The 20,624-nt window shown below is 65.1% G+C and carries 16 protein-coding genes; 10 read left to right on the forward strand and 6 right to left on the reverse strand.

The genetic code is table 11. The annotated features are described in order from the left end of the window. Positions 1-42 precede the first annotated feature (42 nt). The 10 genes from K349_RS17755 (at position 43) to pheA (ending at position 12,871) form a co-directional block, all read left to right on the forward strand. Positions 43-972 carry a prephenate dehydrogenase gene (locus tag K349_RS17755; protein WP_026368507.1) on the forward strand — a complete coding sequence of 310 codons (930 nt, stop codon included), beginning with the start codon at positions 43-45 and terminating at the stop codon, positions 970-972. Then, positions 969-2,267 carry a 3-phosphoshikimate 1-carboxyvinyltransferase gene (aroA, locus tag K349_RS0103660; protein ID WP_026368508.1) on the forward strand — a complete coding sequence of 433 codons (1,299 nt, stop codon included), beginning with the start codon at positions 969-971 and terminating at the stop codon, positions 2,265-2,267. Before K349_RS17755 ends, aroA begins: the two co-directional genes overlap by 4 nt. Continuing rightward, entirely contained in the window at positions 2,264-3,430 is a 1,167-nt protein-coding gene (gene aroC / locus K349_RS0103665) for a chorismate synthase (RefSeq protein ID WP_026368509.1), read from the forward strand. Before aroA ends, aroC begins: the two co-directional genes overlap by 4 nt. Further along, positions 3,427-5,124, forward strand: coding sequence for a 3-dehydroquinate synthase (gene aroB / locus K349_RS0103670; RefSeq protein WP_026368510.1), 1,698 nt, complete (start codon positions 3,427-3,429; stop codon positions 5,122-5,124). Before aroC ends, aroB begins: the two co-directional genes overlap by 4 nt. Before the next feature lie 135 nt (positions 5,125-5,259). Next, positions 5,260-6,045: a type I 3-dehydroquinate dehydratase gene (aroD, locus tag K349_RS0103675; protein ID WP_026368511.1), complete on the forward strand. Its 786-nt coding sequence runs from the start codon at positions 5,260-5,262 to the stop codon at positions 6,043-6,045. Between the two features lie 132 nt (positions 6,046-6,177). Continuing rightward, positions 6,178-7,119, forward strand: coding sequence for a shikimate dehydrogenase (aroE, locus tag K349_RS0103680; RefSeq protein ID WP_026368512.1), 942 nt, complete (start codon positions 6,178-6,180; stop codon positions 7,117-7,119). Positions 7,120-7,281: 162 nt separating this feature from the next. Next, positions 7,282-7,806, forward strand: coding sequence for a GNAT family N-acetyltransferase (locus tag K349_RS0103685; RefSeq protein ID WP_084460159.1), 525 nt, complete (start codon positions 7,282-7,284; stop codon positions 7,804-7,806). A gap of 1,051 nt (positions 7,807-8,857) precedes the next feature. Continuing rightward, on the forward strand, positions 8,858-10,798 hold the full coding sequence (locus K349_RS17760) for a diguanylate cyclase (protein ID WP_169731298.1): 1,941 nt from the start codon (positions 8,858-8,860) through the stop codon (positions 10,796-10,798). Positions 10,799-10,878: 80 nt separating this feature from the next. After that, positions 10,879-11,739: a zinc transporter ZupT gene (gene zupT / locus K349_RS0103695; RefSeq protein WP_026368515.1), complete on the forward strand. Its 861-nt coding sequence runs from the start codon at positions 10,879-10,881 to the stop codon at positions 11,737-11,739. A gap of 19 nt (positions 11,740-11,758) precedes the next feature. Then, entirely contained in the window at positions 11,759-12,871 is a 1,113-nt protein-coding gene (pheA, locus tag K349_RS0103700) for a prephenate dehydratase (RefSeq protein ID WP_245587992.1), read from the forward strand. Between the two features lie 4 nt (positions 12,872-12,875). Here pheA and trpA read toward each other — a convergent pair whose 3' ends face one another. From trpA to K349_RS0103730, 6 genes are all read right to left on the reverse strand, one after another. Then, positions 12,876-13,721 (reverse strand): tryptophan synthase subunit alpha, encoded by an 846-nt coding sequence (gene trpA / locus K349_RS0103705; RefSeq protein ID WP_026368517.1) that lies wholly within the window; start codon positions 13,719-13,721, stop codon positions 12,876-12,878. 176 nt (positions 13,722-13,897) lie between these two features. After that, on the reverse strand, positions 13,898-15,091 hold the full coding sequence (gene trpB / locus K349_RS0103710; RefSeq protein WP_026368518.1) for a tryptophan synthase subunit beta: 1,194 nt from the start codon (positions 15,089-15,091) through the stop codon (positions 13,898-13,900). Then, positions 15,088-15,834: a phosphoribosylanthranilate isomerase gene (locus tag K349_RS16280; RefSeq protein ID WP_026368519.1), complete on the reverse strand. Its 747-nt coding sequence runs from the start codon at positions 15,832-15,834 to the stop codon at positions 15,088-15,090. The genes trpB and K349_RS16280 overlap by 4 nt, the downstream gene beginning before the upstream one ends. Further along, positions 15,831-16,586: an indole-3-glycerol phosphate synthase TrpC gene (trpC, locus tag K349_RS0103720; protein WP_026368520.1), complete on the reverse strand. Its 756-nt coding sequence runs from the start codon at positions 16,584-16,586 to the stop codon at positions 15,831-15,833. Before trpC ends, K349_RS16280 begins: the two co-directional genes overlap by 4 nt. Beyond that, on the reverse strand, positions 16,583-18,532 hold the full coding sequence (trpD, locus tag K349_RS18515; protein WP_026368521.1) for an anthranilate phosphoribosyltransferase: 1,950 nt from the start codon (positions 18,530-18,532) through the stop codon (positions 16,583-16,585). Before trpD ends, trpC begins: the two co-directional genes overlap by 4 nt. After that, the gene (locus K349_RS0103730) at positions 18,529-20,196 is read right to left on the reverse strand and encodes an anthranilate synthase component I family protein (protein ID WP_026368522.1); all 1,668 of its coding nucleotides are present in this window, start codon (positions 20,194-20,196) and stop codon (positions 18,529-18,531) included. The genes trpD and K349_RS0103730 overlap by 4 nt, the downstream gene beginning before the upstream one ends. Between the last annotated feature and the right edge of the window lie 428 nt (positions 20,197-20,624).

Consider the following 20,624-nt stretch of genomic DNA (forward strand, 5'->3'; position numbering starts at 1 on the left):
GTGCGTCCGCTGAGGGAACGAGAACGTAAGGAGGACACGGCAATGCGGATGAAACAGGCACATGTGGGTATTCTCGGATTGGGACTTCTGGGTGGATCTCTCGCGCTGCGGCTCGGCGGATCGGGAGGAGTGCGGCGGGTTTCCGGATGGGATGCGGATCCGGCGGTGCGGGCCGAGGCGGCTCGAAAGGGTATCGCCCATGTACCGGAACATCTGGAGGACATGCTGTGCGGTGTGGACGTTCTCATCTTCGCCGTTCCCATGCGTTCCCTGGAGGAAGCGAATCGCCGGGTTCTCGGAGCGCTCCGGCGGAACGCCGGAATCGGTTTCTCCGAATGGCCGGACCTGGCTCCAATGGAACCCCTTGAGGGACCCCGGGTCGTGATGGATCTTTCCAGCGCCAAGGTGGAGCCGGGAGAGCTGCTCCGCGGAGCCTGGAGGAGCCGTTACGTGGGGTTCCACCCCATGGCGGGAAAAGAAAACGGCGGCATTGCCAACGCCACGCCGGATCTTTTCGAGGGGGCCTGCTGCGCGGTGGTGCCTTTTGCGGAGACCTCCGAAGAGGCCTTGGCTGTGGCAGAGGAACTCGCGCTCCTTCTCGGCGCCGGTGCTGTGCGGATCGATCCCGCCGAACACGATGCCATCGTCGCCACAGTGAGCCATCTCCCTCTTCTGACGGCTGCGGCCATGGTGCTCACGGCAAAGGCGGAGGGAAAATCCCACGCGGCCCTCGCGGCCCTCGCCGCCGGAGGATTCCGGGATGCCACGAGAGTGGCCTCCGGTCCGGCCTGGCTGGGGACGGACATGGTGGATGCCAACGGAGACCAGATCCGGCGCGTGGCGGAGCGGTTCATCGCCTCCCTGAAGGAGATGCTCGCCCTGCCGAAGAAGGAGCTGGAGGCCCTTCTCGCCGAGGCCGCGAATGCCCGGGATGGTCTGGTGACGGTGGTCCATAAGGGGAGGGCCGCATGAGGCGCGTCGTTCCCGCTCACTCCGTCCAGGGGACCGTGACGCTTCCCGGGGACAAGTCCATCTCCCATCGGGCGGCTCTTCTCGGCGCCCTGTCGGTGGAGGGCGTGACGGTGACAAATTTCTCCGGAGGTGCGGATTGTGCGTCCACACTCGCCTGTCTGGAGAAGATGGGGGTGATGGTCCGTCGTTGCGATCCGGGAACGGTGTACGTCGCCAAAAACGAGGCGTTTCTGGAGCCTGGGGATGTGCTTGACGCGGGCAACTCCGGGACGACGGCGAGAACGCTCTGCGGTCTTTTGGCGGGTGTTCCGGGCCTCTACGCGGTGCTCTCGGGAGACGAAAGCCTGCGGCGGCGACCCATGGGACGTGTGGTGGACCCTCTCCGGGTCATGGGCGCCCGCATCGACGGGCGCGCCGGCGGCGCCTCGCTGCCGCTCTGCATCAAGGGGACGCGCCTTACGGGAGGAACGCATCGCCTGCAGATCGCAAGCGCTCAGGTAAAGACCGCCCTCCTGCTCTCGGGGCTCTCCGCCTCGGAACCCACCACTGTCGTGGAGCCCCTTGGAACGCGGGACCACACGGAGCGGCTTTTTGATTTCCTCGGCATTCCCTGTACCAGGCGGGACGATGCCATCACGATCTTTCCCTGCGAAGAGGTGAAGGGGGGGGCATGGCGCATTCCCGGGGATGTCTCCGCCGCGGCGTTCTGGCTCGTGGCGGCGGCTATCCTTCCGGATTCGGGGGTGCACCTTCCCGGATGCGGGCTCAACCCGACCCGGACGGGAATGCTTTCTGTGCTCCGGCGCATGGGGCTCGCCGTCGAGGTGACGGAAGAAGACTGCTCCGGCGGGGAGCCCGTGGGGGATCTCCTGGTACGGAGTGCTTCCCTCGAAGGGACGAAGGTGTTTCCCGAGGAAATTCCTTCCCTTGTGGACGAACTGCCCGTGCTGGCCGTGGCGGCTACCCAGGCGAAGGGGATCACGGAGATTCGCGGCGCGAAGGAGCTTCGGGTGAAGGAGTGCGATCGCATCGCCGCCATGGCGGAGGGATTGAGGACGCTCGGAGCGGATGTGGAGGAGCTGGAGGACGGATGGATCCTCCGCGGGCCGGTGCGCCTTTCCGGAGGGCGGGTGCGCAGTTTCGGCGATCACCGCATCGCCATGGCCTTTGCCGTGGCGGGGCTCGCCGCGACGGGACCGGTGGAGATCGACGATTCCGCCTGCGTGGACATCTCCTATCCCGATTTTTTCGAGACCCTGGAAACTCTTGTCTGCCGGGGGTGTGCCGTCTCATGACCCTGCGTTTTCTCACCAGTGGAGAATCCCACGGACGGGGATTGCTCGTCGTTGTGGAAGGTCTCCCCGCAGGGCTTTCCCTCGCGCTCGAGGATCTGGAGGGCGAGCTTGCCCGTCGTCGCCGCGGCTACGGCCGCGGCCCACGCATGGCACTGGAGCGCGACGCCGTTCAGGTTTGGGGAGGGCTCCGAAACGGGCGCACCACGGGGGCTCCCGTCGGATTGTCCCTGGATAACGCCGAGGCCGCCCTCTGGGAGCCCGCCCTCGGTCCTTGGCACAACGATTCCGAGGCGGCCAGAGCGCGGCGCATCACCGCTCCCCGCCCCGGACACGCCGACCTGGCTGGGGCCGTGAAGTACGGGCACGAGGAGTTTCGGGACGTTCTCGAGCGCGCCAGCGCACGCACCACCGCTCCCCGTACTCTTGCGGGAGTGCTTGCCCGGCGCCTTTTGGCGGAATTGGACGTGGACGTGGCCGGTGCTGTGGACGCCATCGGCGGGGTCCTGGTGCGGCTTCCCGAAGATGACGAGGGGTGGCGCACCGCGAGACATTCCTCTCTGGGGTGCGCTTTTCCCGAGGATGAAAAAACCGTCGAGGAACGGATCCGTGCCGCGAAGGAGGCCGGGGACAGCCTGGGAGGAACCTTCGTGGTCGCCCTCCGGAACGTTCCCGCTGGAATCGGCAGCGGTGTAGAATGGGACCGGCGCCTGGATGGACGTTTCGGCGCGGCCCTCCTTGCCGTTCCCGGTATCAAGGGAGTGGAGATCGGCGACGGTTTCGCCGCCGCCGGAGCGGAGGGCAGTGCCGTGCACGATGAGATCATCGTTCGGGACGGGCGCTGGGAGCGTCTCTCCAACCGTGCGGGGGGCATCGAGGGAGGCATGACCAACGGGTGTGATGTTTTCCTCCGGGCGGCCATGAAGCCCATTCCGACTCTGGTTAGGCCCCTGCGCTCCTACGATGTGGAGACAAAAAAGCCCGCTTCGGCCCACGCGGAGCGCAGCGACGTCTGCGCCGTTCCGGCGGCCTGCGTGGTGGCGGAGAACATGGCCGCCTGGGTTCTGGCGTCGGCGGTGCTGGAACAGTTCGGCGGCGACACGATGGAGGAGCTGCGGGCACGGGTGGCCGCCCATCGGGAGCGGGTCGCGAGGTGGCTTCTGTGAAGAAGGAACGAACGGAAACGTCTCCGGGAACGGTCCCTGCTGATTCTGCCGCTGCTGCGGGTTGTCCGGGGCTCTCCTGCCCGGTCTTTCTCGGCGGATTCATGGCCTCGGGAAAGACCACGGTGGGGCGCCTTCTGGCGGAACGCCTCGGCGTTCCCTTTCTGGATACGGACGATCTGGTGGAGCGCCTCGCCGGGCTTTCCGTGGCGGAACTCTTCGCCCGCCGGGGCGAGTCGGTGTTTCGCGCTTTCGAGGCGGAGGTGGTAAAGGAGCTTCTGCCGTTGCGAAACGTCGTGGTGGCCCTCGGCGGGGGTGTGCCGACGAATCGCGAACTGCGTTCCCTGCTCCTGGAGCGGGGATTTCTGGCCATGCTCTCCGTCTCGGCGCCCACGGCACTCTTCCGGGCGGGCACGTCCGGATCGCGCCCTTTGCTCGATCCGGAAAGAGCGGAGGTGCTTCTCGCCTCACGGTCGGAGGCCTACGCGTCGGGGCACGTGACGGTGGACACGGAGGAGCGCACCCCCCCGGAGGTGGCGACGGTCCTTCTGCACCTTCTCGAGGAAAAGGGAATTCTCGAAAAGAACGCTCTTTCCGGAAGGGGGCACGAGACGTTCCGGAAGACCGTTTCCGGAGCGCACGACGAAGAGCCCGCCGGGGTCTTCGTGGGAGAGGGGCTCCTCTCCCGGCTTTCCGAGCTGGTCCCGACCCTTCCGCCCGAGGGACCCTTCGTGGTGAGCGATCACCTTGTCGGCTCCCTCTTCGGCGGGAGCGTTCGACCTCTTCGGGGACTGCACCTCCTTCCCCGGGGGGAGGAGGCGAAAACCCTGGACCAGACGCGGTCGCTCTACGATGCCCTCGCGGAGGCCCGGATCGACCGAGGTGACTGCATCGCCGCCCTCGGCGGCGGCACCGTGGGGGATGCGGCGGGGTTCGCCGCCGCCACCTGGCTCCGGGGAATCGCCTTTCTCCAGTGTCCCACCACGCTGCTCGCCATGGTGGACAGCAGTCTGGGAGGCAAGGTGGGGGTGAACCTTCCCCAGGGCAAGAATCTCGTGGGAGCCTTCTATCCTCCCGTGGCGACCGTCATGGATGTGGCTACGCTGCGGACGCTCCCCGACGAGGACTTCCGCCAGGGTTTGGCCGAGGTCGTCAAGTACGGCATCGGCGAGGACCAGGACTTCCTCGGGGAACTCTCGGAGAAGCGGGAGGCGATCTCCCGACGCGATCCCGAGATCCTCGTCCGCCTTGTTCGGAAGTGTGCCCTGCTGAAGACCGCCGTGGTGGCCGAGGACGAGAAGGAAACGTCGGGTGTGCGAGCCCGTCTGAATCTCGGCCACACCATCGGACACGCCCTGGAGGGCGCGTCCGGTTATGCCTGGCGTCACGGCGACGCCGTTGCGGCGGGGCTCGTGGTCGCCCTGGAGATGGGAAAACGGCGCGGGACCTGCAGTACCGCCTTTGCGGAGACCGTGGCGGAACTGCTCCGCTTCTTCGGGCTCCCGAATCGTCCCGACCGCTCCTGGGAGGAACTGTTTCCCTTCCTCAACCGGGACAAGAAATTCCGCAGAGGGGTTCCTTGTCTGGTGCTTCCCCGGGAAGGCGGGACATGCACCCTGGAGGAATGTTCCCTCGAAGAGCTGCGGCAGGCCTACGAGGCCGTTTCCGGAGGAAGAGGCTCCGTCGCGTTCTCCTGATCGGCTCCGGGGCACGGATGGGCTGTCGCAGTTCGTTTCGTTGCCGCACGCGTGGACGGCGAAGTGTCCTTCCGGGGGTGCTCCGCCGTTTTCCGCGCTGTGGTATCGTATGTCCGAGAGAGGGAGGAACGGGAAATGCGCGTGATGCCCACGAGATCCCTGACGGCAAGGGGCAAGGTTCTGGGAGGAGAGCGCCCTCTCGTGTGCGTGCCCCTCGTGGGGAGAACGCCGGAGGGCGTTCTGGAGGAAGCACGGACCGTCGCCGCCGCCGCGCCGGATCTCCTGGAGGTGCGGGCGGATGCCTGGGAATGCGCGGAGCGGACCGGCGAGGCGATGGCACTTCTGGCCCGTCTTCGGGAGAGTGTGGAGCATCTTCCGCTCCTTTTCACCTGCAGAAGTGCCGCCGAGGGAGGCTTCCGCCCCGTCGGCGAGGACGCCCGAACCCGCCTCTTCCATGCGGCCGTGGAAGAACGGCTCGTGGACTTCGTGGATCTGGAGCTCTCCTGCGGTCGGGAGCGCCTTGCAGCGCTGAAGCGCCGCGCTGCGGAGCGGGGGATTTTTCTCGTCGTCTCCTTCCACGATTTTGAGGGAACGCCCTCCCGGGAGGCGCTTCTCGCCACCGTCGCCGCTCAGGTGGAGGCGGGGGCGGATGTGGCCAAGGTGGCGGTCATGCCGCAGCGCCCCGAGGACGTGCTCACGCTTCTCGCGGCGACCCTGGAGGCACGACGCCTCTTTCCCGAGACACCCCTCGTCACCGTGTCCATGGGAGAGCTCGGCGCGGCGAGCCGCGTCATGGGATGGCTCTGCGGCTCCGACCTGACTTTTGCGGTGGGGACCGCCGCTTCCGCGCCGGGGCAGATTCCTCTGGCGGCACTCCGCGGGGTGAACGATGTGCTGCTGTCCCCGAAAGACTCTGCCTGATCCGGAAATTTCTTCTTGCGAAAAGGGTGCGGCGTGAAGTCGGTGGAGATCTGTTAGGAGCCAGCTCCGCCGCTGTTGCATTTGCATGGACAAGCCAAGCTTCTATAATGATGATAAAGAAAGAGGGATTGCATGACCTTCTGCCCCACTCCGGCCACGAAGTATGTCGTGCTCTTCGGCAACCCCCTGGCGCATTCCCTGTCGGCCCGGCTCCACAACGCGGTGTTCCGGGCATGGAAATGGGACTGTCTCTACTACCCCCTGGAGAGCGACGGCGCGGAGGCGCTTGGACGCATCCTGTCCGTGCTGCCCCTTTTTCACATCGTCGGCGCCAACGTCACCATGCCCTACAAGGAGACGGTGATTTCCTTTCTGGACCGGCTCGATGCCGGTGCCGCCGAGTGCGGCGCGGTGAACACCATTGTGGTCACCGCCTCGGGGCTGGTGGGGCACAACACGGACGGCACGGGATTTCTCCGTTCCTTCACGGAGACCTTCGGAGAGTCCCTCGAGGGAAAGCGCCTTCTCGTGGCAGGGGCCGGAGGCGCGGCGAAATCCCTCGTCTTCGCCCTGCTCCGGGCAGGTGTGGAGCGGGTCGTGGTGTACAACAACAACGAGGCCAGAGCGAAGGGACTCGTGGAGAGGGTGGAGGCGTTCCATCCGGGAAAATGCGTCTGGCATCCTTTGGAAGACAAACCCGTGCCCGCCGCGGCGGTGCGCGAGGCGGACATTCTTCTGAACACCACGAAGATGGGCATGCGGGGTGCCCTCGAAGGCGCATCTCCCTTCAATTTCGCGTCGCTGCGTCCGGGACAGTTCGTCTGCGACGCGGTCTACAATCCTCCCGAGACACGGCTCCTTGCGGAGGCGGCTGCGGCGGGGTGCCGCACCCTCGGCGGCGAGGGCATGTTCCTGCACCAGGCGGCGGAGGCGTTCTTTCTCTGGTTTGGTCAATATCCGGATGTGGACCTCATGCGCGATGTTTTCCGGGAGCACTTCCGCACGGTCCAGCATTCGGGAGTGCGGCGGACGAGTGCCGAAGTGCGTACTCCACGCTGTGACATGCCGACATAGGCGCCGCAGGACGGGTGCATCTCCTCCGCGCCGCAGGAACGCACTCTCCGTTGCTTTTCGCGTTTTTCCGGAAAAATCCCGGGTGTTCTTGTCGTCCGAAAAAACGGGGCTTCCCCGGCGTCGTAATCGGCGAGAGAAGCCGCACATCGAAGGAGGCTCCCGATGATGTCCGATTCCCTGTCGTTTCGTCCGGGGCGCGGTTCCGACGCGCCTCTTCTTTCCCGTATCGCCCTGGCTGCCAAGGCCTCGTGGGGTTATAGCGCTGAGACACTGCGGCGATGGCTTCCCGAACTCACCGTCTCGGCGGCCTTCGTCGAGGCCCACACCACGCTCGTCGTGGAGGAACCGCTCTCGGGCGCTGTTTCGCCGTCCTGCGCGGACTACGTCACGGAGGGCATGTGTCTTCTCGGCTTCAGCGTTCTCGTCCCCACCGACGAGGAGGACGTGATCGAGCTGGATCATCTCTGGATCATTCCTGAGCGGCAGCGGACCGGTCTCGGGCGTCTTCTCTTCGAGCGAACCCTCGATCTCGCCAAAGCCTCCGGAGCGACCCGGCTCCGGGTCGTGGCGGACCCCCATGCGGAGGGTTTCTACAAGAGGATGGGATGCCGGAGAGTCGCCGAAATCCCCGCCTTCGTCGAAGGGGTGGAGGACCGGGTGCTCCCCGTGCTCGAAAGACCTCTGTGACAGGCTCTTTCTCCAGGGCAGGATGCGCCCCCGTTTCTCCGACATTGCGTGACAATCCGGACTGAAACAAGACGCTTTAAGGCGCCTCAAAGCGCTTCGTCGAAGAGCCTTTCACGACACGTCCAACCCCTTTTCTCGATTGACCGACTTCTCTCCCCGCCCGTGCGGGGCCTTTTTGTGTCTCTTCCGAACAAACGTCCAGGAATTGTCAGACGACATCAGAAATTGACTCATCGGCGACATGAAGAATTACCCACCCAAGTCGCAAACGAATATGAACCGGTGGGGTCTTTTTGTGTCTGTCCTGAACAGGCGCCCAGGAATTTCCTTCTCACGCCGCCTGCGCGGATCCTTTCCTTCGATGACATGCCGCGACTCGGTTTCCAGAGAAGAAAAACGCAGAGATCGGCCGGCACATCCGCGAAAGTCCTTCGGCAACATGAAATCGCATCAGGCGACAAAAGCTCTGTCCTTGCGATGAGTCTTCCGGACTATTGCTCTAAAAATGACGAGAAATTATACTTGGAAAGAATTTGAGATGGCGAGAATTCTCTTCTTTGTCTTTCGTAATAACTGATCAGAATTAAAATTTAAAAATTAATCTCAGGAAGATTTGCCGGGAGCATTCTTTTTCAGCGATGTCTCTGGTTTTTGTCACGGCACCGACGCGGCAGGGAGGGCTGTCCGGCGGAATGGCTTTGTGCGAGCAGATTGAAAGTCCATCCGAGACCACGTTGAAGACCGATACGTGTGCCCGACGTAGCGGAGAAGGGGCGAAGAACTCCGCTCTGACGCATTTTCTGATTGTGAAGAAATTTTTAATCGAGTCGCTTTTTGATGGAGGGTATCGGGATCGTTGTTTGAGAAAAACGCATCGAAAAACATGACGGGAGACTTTGTGTCAGCGGTGGGGGGCTTTTTACGTCGTCGCTTCCCTGTCCCGTCGCTGTGGGTGCTCTCTTTTCTCCGCTCGCTCGCACGGCGATTCCCGGTCGGGCTCTGTCTGTCTGTTTCGTTTTTCCTGTGCACGGCGGCGGGAAATGCCCTGGACATGCGGCCTTCACCGAACGTGACTTCCTCCGCCTCGCCCGTGGTGCGGTACGGTATGGTGGAACACCCCCCTCTCTTTTTCCGGGATGCTCAGGGGACCTATCAGGGGTTCTTCGTCGACCTGCTCCGTTACGTGGCAGAGCGGGAGGGGTGGCGTCTGGAGTTTACTGAGGCGCCGGGAGAGCGTCTTGTGGAGATGCTGCAGGCGGGAGAGCTCGATCTTTTGAGCATGGCGCCCACGCCGCGCCTGGAAAGGCTCTTCGACTTCAACACGGTGCAGCATCATGCCACCTGGTACACCTTTTTCACCAGGCCCGGCGTACAGATGCTGACCTACGCGGACCTCAACGGCCGCAGCGTGGCCATCCAGCGTGGTTTTTACGCCGTGAGCGAACTCCGCTACCTGACGGAGCAACTCGGCCTGCGCTGCACCATTCTGGAGACGTCCAGCATGGAAGAAGCCTTCGACCTGCTCCTGCGCGGGGAGGCGGATGTCTGTGCGGCGGAGCAGCTCACAGCCCTTTCCTTTGCGCGGCGCCACAATCTCCGGCGGAGTCCCGTCGTCTTCGCCCCGTCCCGTATCTATTTCGGAACGACGAAGGGGCGGAACGCCGCCATCCTCCGCGCGCTGGACGCGCATCTTCGGGAACTGCTCGATTCTCTCACCTCACCCTACTACCGTTGGCAACGGAAATGGTTCTACGACGAAGAACTCACGTTCTTTCCTCAGTGGGCTCTCATTGCCTTTCTCTGTTCCGCCGTCTTCCTCGTTCTCCTGGGGGCAGGCGTGGTGCTTCTCGGAAGAAAGGAGAGGGCGCTCCGCAAAGCGGGAGAGCGCACGGCACGGCATCTCGCCTACGAGAAGGTCCTTTCGGACTGTGCTCGTCTGTTTCTCACCCCCGGGGAAGGGGAGGAGGTGCTCTCCCGTGTCTGCGAGCGCCTGTGCGACCTCTCGGAGGTGAGCTGGGTGGCAGTGTACCGGAATCAACGGCACGCCGAAGAAGGATATGTGGCCCAACTCGTTGCTGAAACAGGCCTGTCCCTTGCCACTCCCCACGTTGCCCAAATCGAGAGGATGCTGTTCCGAGAGGTCCCCCGGGAGTGGGTGGCAGCCCTCGCGGAAGGGCGCCCCTGGCAGGAGGATGCGGGAGCGCTTCAGGAGCGGCGGGAACTTTTCCCCGTAAACACGGGAAACGACTCCCTGCTTCTGCTTCCTCTCCACGAGGGGAAGCACTGGTGGGGAACGATGGTCTTTGCGGGCGCGAGGGAGCGCCTTTGGAATGCCGAGGTCACGGGCATTCTCGAAACGGTGACGAACATGGCGGGAACGTACCTCTCCCGCCGAAGGGCGGAGGAAAAGTTGCTGCGCCTTGCCGCGACGGACGGACTCACCGGGCTTTCCAATCGCCGGGCCTTCTTCGGTGCGCTCGAACGGGAGATCGCTCGGAGCACCCGTCACGGGAGTCCCCTTTCCCTGGCGATCCTCGACGTGGATCGCTTCAAGGAGGTGAACGACCGCTACGGTCACGATGCGGGAGACGCGGTTCTCCGGGAGCTGGCCCGGCTTCTTCTTCGGGGGGTCAGAAAAGAGGATTTTCTGGGGCGCATCGGGGGCGAGGAGTTCGGCGTGCTTTTCCCCGAGACGGCGGACGAGTTGGCCTTCGCCGTCGCGGAGCGCCTGAGAAGACTTGTGGAACAACATACATTTTCCGTGGATTGTGAACGCGGACGACACCCCCTGCATCTCACCGTGAGCATCGGCGTGGCACCCTTCCTCGGCAAAGGAGATTCGGCGTGCCATTTCTACCGCAGGGCGGACGGCGTTCTCTACGACGCGAAGACCTCCGGCAGGAACTGCGTTCATGTTTGGAGATCCCCGGACGAGCCCGGAGAAACGGAGAAGTGCACGGAGACTTTCCGGGCTGAAGAATCCAAAGAATAACGTTTCTGCTTTCCCCTCCCCGTTGTACAATGCAGGAACCATTCCGCATCGCATCCATCTGCAAAGGGGAGACGACGACCATGGACAGCGCCTTCTGGCTTGCCTTCGGACTCACCGCCTTTGCCGGTCTCTCCACGGGAATCGGCAGCGCCATCGCATTCTTCGCCAAACGGACGGACTATCGCTTTCTCTCCTGGGCGACGGGTTTCTCCGCGGGGGTCATGCTCTACGTGGCCTTTACGGAAATTCTCGGCAAGGCCTCGGAAGCCCTCGCCGCGGCCCGAGGCGAGACGGTGGGAAACTGGCTCACCGCGGCGTCCTTCTTCGGCGGAATCCTCCTCATTCTCGCCATCGACCGCTTCGTTCCCGCACCGGAGAACCCCCACGAAGTGCCGGACGTCATGCCCAAGGGAATGGCCAAGGCTTCTCCGGACCCCAAGGGAGGGCGCACCCTTGCTCCTCATCCCTCCGCCGTTCCCAAGGGAGAGGCGGACCTGCATCGCATGGGGCTCTTCTGTGCCCTCGCCATCGGCATCCACAACTTTCCCGAGGGGCTCGCCACCTTTCTCGCCGCCCTGGAGGACCCGACCCTCGGCGTGGCCATCGCCGTCGCCATCGCGCTGCACAACATTCCCGAGGGCATCAGCGTCTCCGTGCCGATCTACTACGCCACGGGCAACCGCCGCAGGGCCTTTCTCTACTCCCTCCTTTCCGGGCTCGCCGAGCCCGTGGGGGCCCTCGTGGGATATCTGCTCCTCCTCCCCTTTCTCAGCCAGGAACTTATGGGGTGCCTCTTCGGAGGGGTGGCGGGCATCATGGTGTATATTTCTCTCGATGAACTGCTTCCCGCGTCGCGGGCCTACGGAAAGGGACACGACTCCCTCTACGGATTGCTCGGCGGCATGGGGGTCATGGCGCTGAGCCTGCTGCTTCTGCAGTGAGCGGAAACGGAAGAACGGGGTGACGGATGTGGACGGGGAAAAACTCGCGGAACTGCGTCGGGACATCGACCGCGTCGATGGAGAGATCGTGGCGCTTCTTCTGGAGCGGGTCGGGGTGGCGCGACGGATCGGCCTCGCCAAGGGGGATGGGCCGGTGTACGATCCCGCCCGGGAGGCGGAGGTGCTGGAGCGGGTTCGGGGACATGCCTGCTCCGGAGATGCCGAACCGGACAGGGCACTTGCGGCCTCTCTGGGAGCGATCTACCGGGAGGTGCTCTCCCTGTGCCGGGGGGTACAGAGCCCGTTGCAGGTCGCGGTGCTCGGGCCCCAGGGTTCCTTCTCGGAGGATGCCGCCCGGACGGCTCTGGGATCGGCGGTGACGCTGCGGTACCAGGGTTCGATTCCGGACATCTTCAGGGTCCTCGACAACGGCGGAGCCGATCTCGGAGTGGTGCCCATCGAAAACACCATCGAGGGAGCGGTGCTCTTCACGCTGGATGCCTTCGCGGGGGCTTCGAAAGGTCTTCGGGTACAGAGCGAACTCTCGCTGCCCATCCGGCACGTTCTCGTCTCGGAAGCGGCGTCCCTGGCGGACGTGACGGAGGTTCGCTCCCATCCCCAGGCGCTTGCCCAGTGCCGCGTCTGGCTCCGGACGAACCTTCCCGGCGCGGTCCTGGTCGCCGCGGAGAGCACCAGCGGTGCCGCCGCATCGGTGAAGGGCCTTCGGCATGCCGCAGCCATCTGTTCCCGGAGAGCCGCGGCGCACCACGAGCTGCCCGTTCTCGCCGAGCATATCCAGGACCAGCCGGGAAACTCCACCCGTTTCTGGATCGTGGGAAAGGGACCGGTGCGCCCGGGCCCGAAGAACAAAACCTCCGTTCTCTTCAACGTGGCGCATCGTCCGGGAACGCTTTTCGCCGCCCTCGAACCCCTCTACACCGCGCTGCGGAATCTCACCCACATCCAGTCGCGCCCGCTGGCGGGCAATCCCTTCGAGTATCTCTTCTTCGTCGATTTCGAGGGACACGAGGAGGAGGAGACGGTGAAGAAGGTGCTCGCCGCCATGGCGGAACACTGCACCTTCTTCCGCGTCCTCGGTTCCTATCCCTTCCGGAGCGTGGAGGACCTGTAGAAGCTTACGCTCCCGCTCCGTGAGGCGCCGCTCCGGCCATGGCGCTCTTCACGGAGCGGACGAACTCCTCGAGCGCCGCGACGAGCGCCGGTCTGTCGTTTCCGAAGCGTTCCACGAGGCGCACCAGAGCGCTTCCCACCACGATGCCGTCCGCGTGGGGAGCGATGCGCCGGGCCTGCTCCGGGCCGTCGATGCCGAAGCCGACCACAGCGGGAATTTTCGTGAAGCGGCGGACCCTGCGGAGATAGTCCTCCAGCCCCCCCGACCCGGTCGCTCCGGTCGTCACCGTGGCGGCGAGCTTGCCGCTGTTTCCCGTGGTGCCGAGAATGGAGACGCAGTAGAGAAACCCCTCGGCGTTTTCCCCGATTTCCCTGAGGCGCTCCTCGGAAGAGTTCGGAGCCACCATGGCGAGAAGGGCGATTCCCTGACGCGAGAGGGCGGCGGCGAAGCGCCCCCTCTCGGAGAAGGGCAGATCGGGAATGAGAACGCCCGCCACGCCCGCGGCGGCGGCGTCTGCGGCGAAACCTTCACCGTAGCGGAGCAGAGGATTGGCGTAGCTCATGAGAATGCGCGGTGCCCGCAACTCCTCCCTGAGCGAGCGGAGGAGTTCCAGCACCGACGCCGTCGAGACGCGTTGCTCCAGGGCGCGGATGGCCGCCGCCTGGATCACCGGTCCGTCCGCAAGGGGATCCGAAAAGGGAATCCCCACCTCGAGGAGATCCGCCCCCGCCCTGTCCAGGGTGCGGAGAATGGTTTTCGTGGTCTCCAGGTCCGGATCCCCCGCCATGATATAGGAAAGAAGGGCCTTTCCGCCCGAAAAGGCCTGAGAAATCGCCGTGCATCCGTTCATGTCCGTAACCTCCTCGGAGTGTTCTCTCCGTCACCTGTTTTTGCTGTACGCTCGGGTCAAGTTGCCCTGCTCCGCCGCCTTGCCTCTGCGAAATCACCAGGGGAGCCTGTCCTGCCTTCGCCGAAAGGCGCGATTTTCTCCGAAGTGTGCGCGAGGGAGGACGGAGAAGCGGGTTCTCAGCTCTTTTTTCGTTCCTTCATGTAGGCCAGGATGGTGTCCATGTCCTTGTCGCCCCGCCCGGAGAGGTTCACGAGCACGCGGCTTCCTCCGGGAAGGGCCGGTGCCTCCCGGAGAACCCAGGCGAGGGCGTGGGAACTCTCCAGAGCCGGAATGATCCCTTCGAGACGGCAGAGCGTCTCGAAGGCGTTCACCGCCTCGTCGTCCGTGGCGGAGGCGTACCGGGCCCGTCCCGTGGCGGCGAGATGGCTGTGCTCCGGCCCCACGCCAGGATAGTCGAGCCCCGCCGAGAGGGAGTGGGCGGGAAGAATCTGGCCGTTCGCGTCCTGGAGGACGAAGGAGTGGGCACCGTGGAGAATTCCCGGCGACCCCGCCGTGAGGGTCGCCGCGTGCAGCCCCGTGTCCACGCCTCGTCCCGCGGCCTCCACTCCCACGAGTGCCACCGAGGGATCGTCGAGAAAGGCGGCGAAAATGCCCATGGCGTTGCTGCCGCCTCCCACGCAGGCCACCACCAGATCGGGAAGCGTTCCTTCCCGCTCCAGGAACTGTCGGCGTGCTTCGTCGCCGATGACGCGCTGGAACTCCCGGACCATGGTGGGATAGGGATGGGGACCCATGACGGAGCCGAGGACGTAGAAAGAATCCTCCACGTTGGTCACCCAGTCCCGGAGCGCCTCGTTGATGGCGTCCTTGAGCGTTCGCGATCCCGAGAGCACCGGTTCAACCCTGGCGCCGAGGAGGTGCATGCGCGCCACGTTAGGCGCCTGGCGCAGCATGTCCTCCTCGCCCATATAGACCACGCACTCCAGGCCGAACCGCGCCGCAGCGGTGGCGGTGGCCACGCCGTGTTGTCCCGCCCCGGTCTCGGCGATGATCCGCCGCTTGCCCATGCGGGACGCGAGGAGAACCTGGCCGAGGGCGTTGTTGATCTTGTGCGCTCCCGTGTGGTTCAGGTCCTCGCGTTTCAGAAAGACGCGCACGCCTCCAAGTTCCTCCGACAGGCGCTCCGCCGGAGAGAGCGGGGTGGGACGCCCGCCGAAGTCGGTGAGGAGGAGCCGAAGCTCTTTCTGAAAGGTCTCGTCCTCCCTGGCGTCGGCAAAGGCCGCCTCCAGCTCGTCCAGGGCCGGAATGAGCGTCTCGGGAACGAATTGGCCTCCAAAGGGGCCGAAATAGCCGCGTGTGTTCGGGGTCATGAGAGGCACTCCTTTTCGTCAGATTCGCCCCTCCGGGGCGAGGTTTCCCGGCGGGAAATGCCGCCGGAGGATTTTCGGGAAATTGTCGCGCCCGGATCTCCCCGGGGTGCCGTTGTTGCCTTTTCGTTCCACGCTTCGACGAGCGCGAAACAGCGTCGCAGAAGAACCGGATCTTTCTCTCCGGGAGCGCGCTCCACCCGGCTGTTCAGGTCCACCGCCCAGGGGGAGAGCGCATCGAGGGCTTCCCGGAGATTTTCCGGGCCAAGTCCTCCGGCAAGGATGAAGGGCCTCGAAAAGGCGCTCTTCCGGAGCAGCTCCCAGTCGAACCGTTCTCCCGTGCCGCCCGTGTGTCCTCCCCGGCGAGTGTCGAAGAGAATCGTCGCCTCCGGAAAGCGCGTTGCCGCAGCCAGATCCGCCGCATCCGTCACGCCGATGGCCTTGACGGCCTTCAGCGGCGACCGGGCGACCAGTTCGGGCGGTTCCTCTCCGGAGTACTGAATCCGGGTGAACAGGCCGCTTGCGGCGATGCGCTCCGTCTCCTCCCGCGTCGGGTTCACCACCACCGCCACGGCCTCCACGAAGGGAGGAAGATCCGCCGCGAGGAACGCCGCCTGGTCCGGCGTGATCCTCCGGGGTGAGGGCGCCAGGATGAAACCCACCGCGTCCGCACCGAGCGCCACCGCAAGCTCCACATCCTTCCGGCGGGTGAGGCCGCACACCTTGATCCGGACCCGGCGCGTCACGGTGTTCCCGCCTCGGCAAACTCCCGGAGGAGCCGCTCCGGCTCTTCCGCACGCACCAGGGCTTCGCCCACGAGCACCGCATCCGCGCCGCAGCGGCGCAGAAAGCGGGCATCCTCCGGAGCGCGCACGCCGCTTTCGGCGACCACCAGGCGCTTCGTCCCCGGCTCTCTGGAGCGGAGCAGGTCCAGAAGACGCTCCGTGACGGAGAGATCCACCGAGAACGTCCTCAAATCCCGGTTGTTGATGCCCAGAATGGCCGCGTCGGTGTCGAGCACCCGGAGCAGCTCCTCCGGGGTGTGCACTTCCACGAGGGCCTCCATGCCGAGTTCCGCCGCGAGAGAGAGCATGTGCTGCAGCTCCCTTGGATCTTCCAGGGCCGCCGCGATGAGGAGGACCGCGTCGGCGCCGAGAAAGCGGCTCTCGTAGAGCTGGAGGGGATCCACGAGGAAGTCCTTCCGCAGCAGCGGCAGTTCCGTGCGCGCCCGGAGCGCCCGGAGAACCTCGCCGTCGCCGGAGAAATACTCCCGGTCGGTGAGAACGGACACTGCGTCGGCGCCGCCCGCCTCGTAGGCGGCGAGGAGCGTTTCCGGCTCCAGATCGTTCCGGATCACTCCTTTGCTCGGGGAGGCTCTCTTGATTTCCGCGATGACCGAGAGCCCTGGACGGGAAAGGGCCTTTGCCAGGGATCTTCGGGGTCGCCGCAGTGCCGCCACCTCCCGGCGTTTCGTGGCGAGAATGCGCTCCAGGATCATGCGAACACTCCCGGAAAGAGCGCCCCCCTGTGGAAGAGGTCGCGCCGGGCCGCGCACTCCTGCTCCGGCACGAAGCCCATGAAACAGGGGTCTCTGAAGGCGTCCTCCCCGGTGGATTTCGGGAGGGACGTGGTGGAGAGCGTCCCCTTCCGTGCGGAGGTTCCGTCGCCCCGGGGCTCGGAGGAGGAGCCCTTTCCGGAGGGGAGGGCCGCGACGAGCCGGTCGAGAACACGCTTCGCCTCGCCGGAATCGATGCTTGCCGCGGCTTTTCCGAGGGCCTTTTTCCAGCGGTCGGTCCTTGTCTCCGGAGCGGTGTCGTCATCGTTCAGGAGGAACGCCGCCGCGGCGTTGAGGAGCACCGCGTCCCGCCTGGGGCCGGGCGTTCCCCGGAGCACGTCGAGAAGAAGGCGCGCGTTTTCCTCGGGGGTGCCGCCCCGGAGTTCCTCCAGGGAACAGCGGGAGAGGCCGAGATCCTCCGGGGTGAGGTCGTATTCCTCGATGCGGCCGTTCCGCAGTTCCGCCACGTGAGTGGTCCCCGTGAGAGAAAGTTCGTCCAGGCCGTCCGCGCCGTGCACCACCAGCGCTCCCCGGAGGCCGAAGTCGGCGAGGACCTCCGCGAGGGGACGGACCAGGTGGGGCGCGTAGACGCCAAGAACCTGATGCGTGGCTCCCGCAGGGTTCGCGAGAGGGCCGAGAAGGTTGAAGAGGGTCCGCATGCCCAGTCCCTTGCGCACCGCCGCCACGTTCTTCATGGCGCCGTGGAAGAGCGGAGCGAAGAGGAAGGTCATGCCCGCCGCGTCAAGGCAGCCCAGAACCTCCTCGGGGGAACCGGGAAAGGTCACGCCGAGCTTTTCCAGCACATCCGCGCTGCCGCAGGTGCTCGAAACGGAGCGGTTTCCGTGCTTCGCCACGGGAAGGCCGCCCCCGGCCACGACGAAGGCCGCGGCGGTGGAGATGTTGAAGGTGCCCGTGCCGTCTCCTCCGGTACCGCAGGTGTCCACCAGGGTGCTCCGTCCCGTGTCCACCCGGAGTCCCTTGTTTCGCAGCGCCCTCGCGGCGGCGGCGATCTCCGTGACGGTCTCTCCCTTGCTCCTGAGCCCCGCGAGGAAGCCCGCCACCTGGATGTCCGGCACGGAGTTCTCCAGCATGCAGACCATGGCGTGTTCCATGTCGGCGGGGCTCAGGTCGCGCCCCTGCACGACCTGTTCGAGGCAGTGCCGAAAACGGACCGCATCGGGCAGGGGTGCCCCCGGCGCTGCCTGCGGCCTGGGTCTTTCAGCCCCTTTCGGAGACGGAGGAAGAATGTGGGCGGTTCTCTGCAACGCAGGAGCGGAGCGCCCGCAGGTTCGTCGCGGTGCGGGCGGCGTCGTGCGGGTCCTGGAGGCCCCGAGGGCGCAGAAGTTCCGGAGCAGCGTACGTCCTCCCTCGGTGAGCACCGATTCGGGGTGGAACTGCACGCCGAAGAGCGGATGGTCCCGGTGCCGGATTCCCATGACCTCTCCCGCGTCGGTCCAGGCGGAGATTTTGAGTTCCTCGGGGAGCCCCGCCTGTTCCACGAGAAGGGAGTGATAGCGGCCCGCCTCGAAGGGCGTCCTTACGCCCCGGAAGAGGGCGCTTCCGTCGTGGTGGACCAGGGAGATTTTGCCGTGGCGGGGAATCGAGGCGCGGCACACCGTGCCGCCGAAGACGGCGCCGATGCACTGATGCCCCAGACAGACTCCGAGAATGGGGATTTCGCCGGCGAGTTCCGCCACGAGGCGGGGGCAGATTCCCGAATCGTCGGGGCCGCCCGGCCCGGGAGAGAGGACGATTCGATCCGGGGCGAGGAGCCGGATCTCTTCGACGGTGATGTGATCGTTCCGGACCACCTTCACCTCGTCGAGGACGGAAAGATACGCCACCAGGTTGTACGTGAAGGAATCGTAATTGTCGATGAGCAGAATCATGACCGGTCGCCTCCTTGTGCGGCAGTCTCCAGGGGTGCGGCGACGATCTCCGCGTCGCCGAGGGCGCAAAAGAGCGCCCGTGCCTTGTTCAGCGTCTCCTCGTACTCCGCGTCGGGATCCGAATCGGCCACGATGCCCGCCCCGGTCTGGAGCCGAAGGATGTTCTCCCTGATCACGAAGGTGCGGATGGCGATGCAGGTGTCCAGATTGCCCCGGAAGTCCACGTATCCCACGCCTCCGGCGTAGACCCCCCGGAACAGCCCCTCCAGATCGGCGAGAATCTCCATGGCGCGGATCTTGGGCGCTCCCGAGACGGTTCCCGCGGGAAAGCTCGCCCGAAGGGCGTCGAGGGCGTCCCGGTCGTCCCGGAGGACGCCCTCCACCTGGGAGACGAGGTGCATGACCCGGGCGAAGCGCTCCACCTCCAGATACTCGGACACGACCACGCTTTCGGGACGGCAGATCCGGGCCAGGTCGTTTCGGGCGAGATCCACGAGCATCACGTGTTCCGCCCGCTCCTTCTCGTCCTTCCGGAGTTCCGCCTCGAGCGCCCGGTCCTCCCGGGGCGTGGCGCCCCGCCTTCGCGTGCCCGCGAGAGGGCGGGAGATCACCTTGTGTCCCTGGACGCGGAGAAGAACCTCCGGCGAGGAGCCCACAAGGGCCAGCTCGGGGAATTCCATGCAGAACAGATAGGGCGACGGGTTTGCCGCCTTGAGGGACCCGTACAGCGTCAGCGGGTCCGCCGGAGCCGGACACTCGAAGCGATGGGAGAGCACGATCTGGTAGGCGTCTCCCCGGGCGATGTGTTCCCTGGCGGCCTGCACCATCTCTCCGAAACGCGTCCTCGAAACGGAAGGGACCAGGCGTACCGGGCCGGTTTTCCCGGTTTTCCCGCCATTGGTCCCATGCGCCGACGGTGCGGGCTCGGGGTCGGCAAACAGTTTTTCGAGAGCGGCGAGGCGGTGGCGGGCATTTTCGTAGCTTCGCCGAAGGCGCGCCACATCCTCCGCGGCGTTTTCTCCCCGCGGTTCGGGAGGCTCCGCCAGGACGAGAAGCGTGAGGGAATGCTCCACCGCGTCCGTCACCGCCACGACCCCGGGCACAAAGAGGACCGACGCGGGATGGTCCGGAGAGGGCAGCCTTTTTCCGGGTTGGTCGTGAAAGAGATCTTCCCAGAGTTCCGCCATCTCGTAGCCGAAGAAGCCCACCACGCCGCCGCGGAAGGGGGGCAGCGTTCCGTCGTCGTAGAGACGCACGCCTGCCAGAAAGGAGCGTATCGTCTCCAGAAGATCGGCTCCGGGAAGCAGGGATTCCCGCCCCTCCGCGTCGGTTTCGGCCACGCCTTCCGGAACGGCCCGGAAGATCCGCAGCGGCGCCGCGCCGAGAAGAGCGTAGCGCCCGCCGTGGAGGTCGCGTCCGTCTCCTTCGAGGAGAAAGACGCTTCTGTCCAGAGTGCGGAGTCTCTCGTACACATTCTCCGGGGACATTTCTCCGAGGGGGAGCCGGAGGGCGAAGGGGATCAGGGAATACTCTCCGGCGAGGGCGCAATACTCCTCCGCGCCCGCTCCCGTTCCTCCCTCTTCCGCCCGCTGCAACGCACTCTCCGCCCGGAAGAACGCCTCCTTCGCATCGGGAAAAGGCGTCGCGGTTCTGGTTTGCCTCATGTCTGCTCTCTCCTTTCGAAATCTCCGGGATGCGGGCGTTCCGCCTTCGCACCCCTTCTCTGCTCTGCTGTTCTCGCATCCCCCTCGGGGAAATGTCCGCTCGGCATTCTGCCGATCCAAAAGAAAAACGGAGGAAAGACATCCTCGCGGCGTCTTTCCTCCGTTTTGCAGTGCAAACAGAAAAGGCCGCGAAGAAGATCCCTGGAAAGGGACCTGCCTCCACGGCCTTTTCGAACGCTTCGGATCACCCTGAGGTGATCGGCGCTATGGCGTTCGCTTTATCGGCTCGGGCGGCAGGCTGTTAAGCCCGCCACCACCAGTTTCGAAGAAGAGTCTGTACGTTCACGGAAAATCCTCCCGGAAATCGTTTTGTGGCACTCTATCACGGAGAATGCGGAATGTCAATCCCCAATCTCCTCTTTATGACG

Origin of the sequence: Aminiphilus circumscriptus DSM 16581, from assembly GCF_000526375.1 — a bacterium.
In the GTDB taxonomy this organism is placed as follows: domain Bacteria; phylum Synergistota; class Synergistia; order Synergistales; family Aminiphilaceae; genus Aminiphilus; species Aminiphilus circumscriptus.

What these genes read in the sequence shown, in the direction of transcription:
- K349_RS17755 (WP_026368507.1), top strand. Translation starts at nt 43, where the DNA reads ATGCGGATGAAACAGGCACATGTGGGTATTCTCGGATTGGGACTTCTG.
- aroA (WP_026368508.1), top strand. Translation starts at nt 969, where the DNA reads ATGAGGCGCGTCGTTCCCGCTCACTCCGTCCAGGGGACCGTGACGCTT.
- aroC (WP_026368509.1), top strand. Translation starts at nt 2,264, where the DNA reads ATGACCCTGCGTTTTCTCACCAGTGGAGAATCCCACGGACGGGGATTG.
- aroD (WP_026368511.1), top strand. Translation starts at nt 5,260, where the DNA reads ATGCGCGTGATGCCCACGAGATCCCTGACGGCAAGGGGCAAGGTTCTG.
- aroE (WP_026368512.1), top strand. Translation starts at nt 6,178, where the DNA reads ATGACCTTCTGCCCCACTCCGGCCACGAAGTATGTCGTGCTCTTCGGC.
- K349_RS0103685 (WP_084460159.1), top strand. Translation starts at nt 7,282, where the DNA reads ATGATGTCCGATTCCCTGTCGTTTCGTCCGGGGCGCGGTTCCGACGCG.
- K349_RS17760 (WP_169731298.1), top strand. Translation starts at nt 8,858, where the DNA reads ATGCGGCCTTCACCGAACGTGACTTCCTCCGCCTCGCCCGTGGTGCGG.
- zupT (WP_026368515.1), top strand. Translation starts at nt 10,879, where the DNA reads ATGGACAGCGCCTTCTGGCTTGCCTTCGGACTCACCGCCTTTGCCGGT.
- trpA (WP_026368517.1), bottom strand. Translation starts at nt 13,721, where the DNA reads ATGAACGGATGCACGGCGATTTCTCAGGCCTTTTCGGGCGGAAAGGCC.
- trpB (WP_026368518.1), bottom strand. Translation starts at nt 15,091, where the DNA reads ATGACCCCGAACACACGCGGCTATTTCGGCCCCTTTGGAGGCCAATTC.
- trpC (WP_026368520.1), bottom strand. Translation starts at nt 16,586, where the DNA reads ATGATCCTGGAGCGCATTCTCGCCACGAAACGCCGGGAGGTGGCGGCA.
- trpD (WP_026368521.1), bottom strand. Translation starts at nt 18,532, where the DNA reads ATGATTCTGCTCATCGACAATTACGATTCCTTCACGTACAACCTGGTG.
- K349_RS0103730 (WP_026368522.1), bottom strand. Translation starts at nt 20,196, where the DNA reads ATGAGGCAAACCAGAACCGCGACGCCTTTTCCCGATGCGAAGGAGGCG.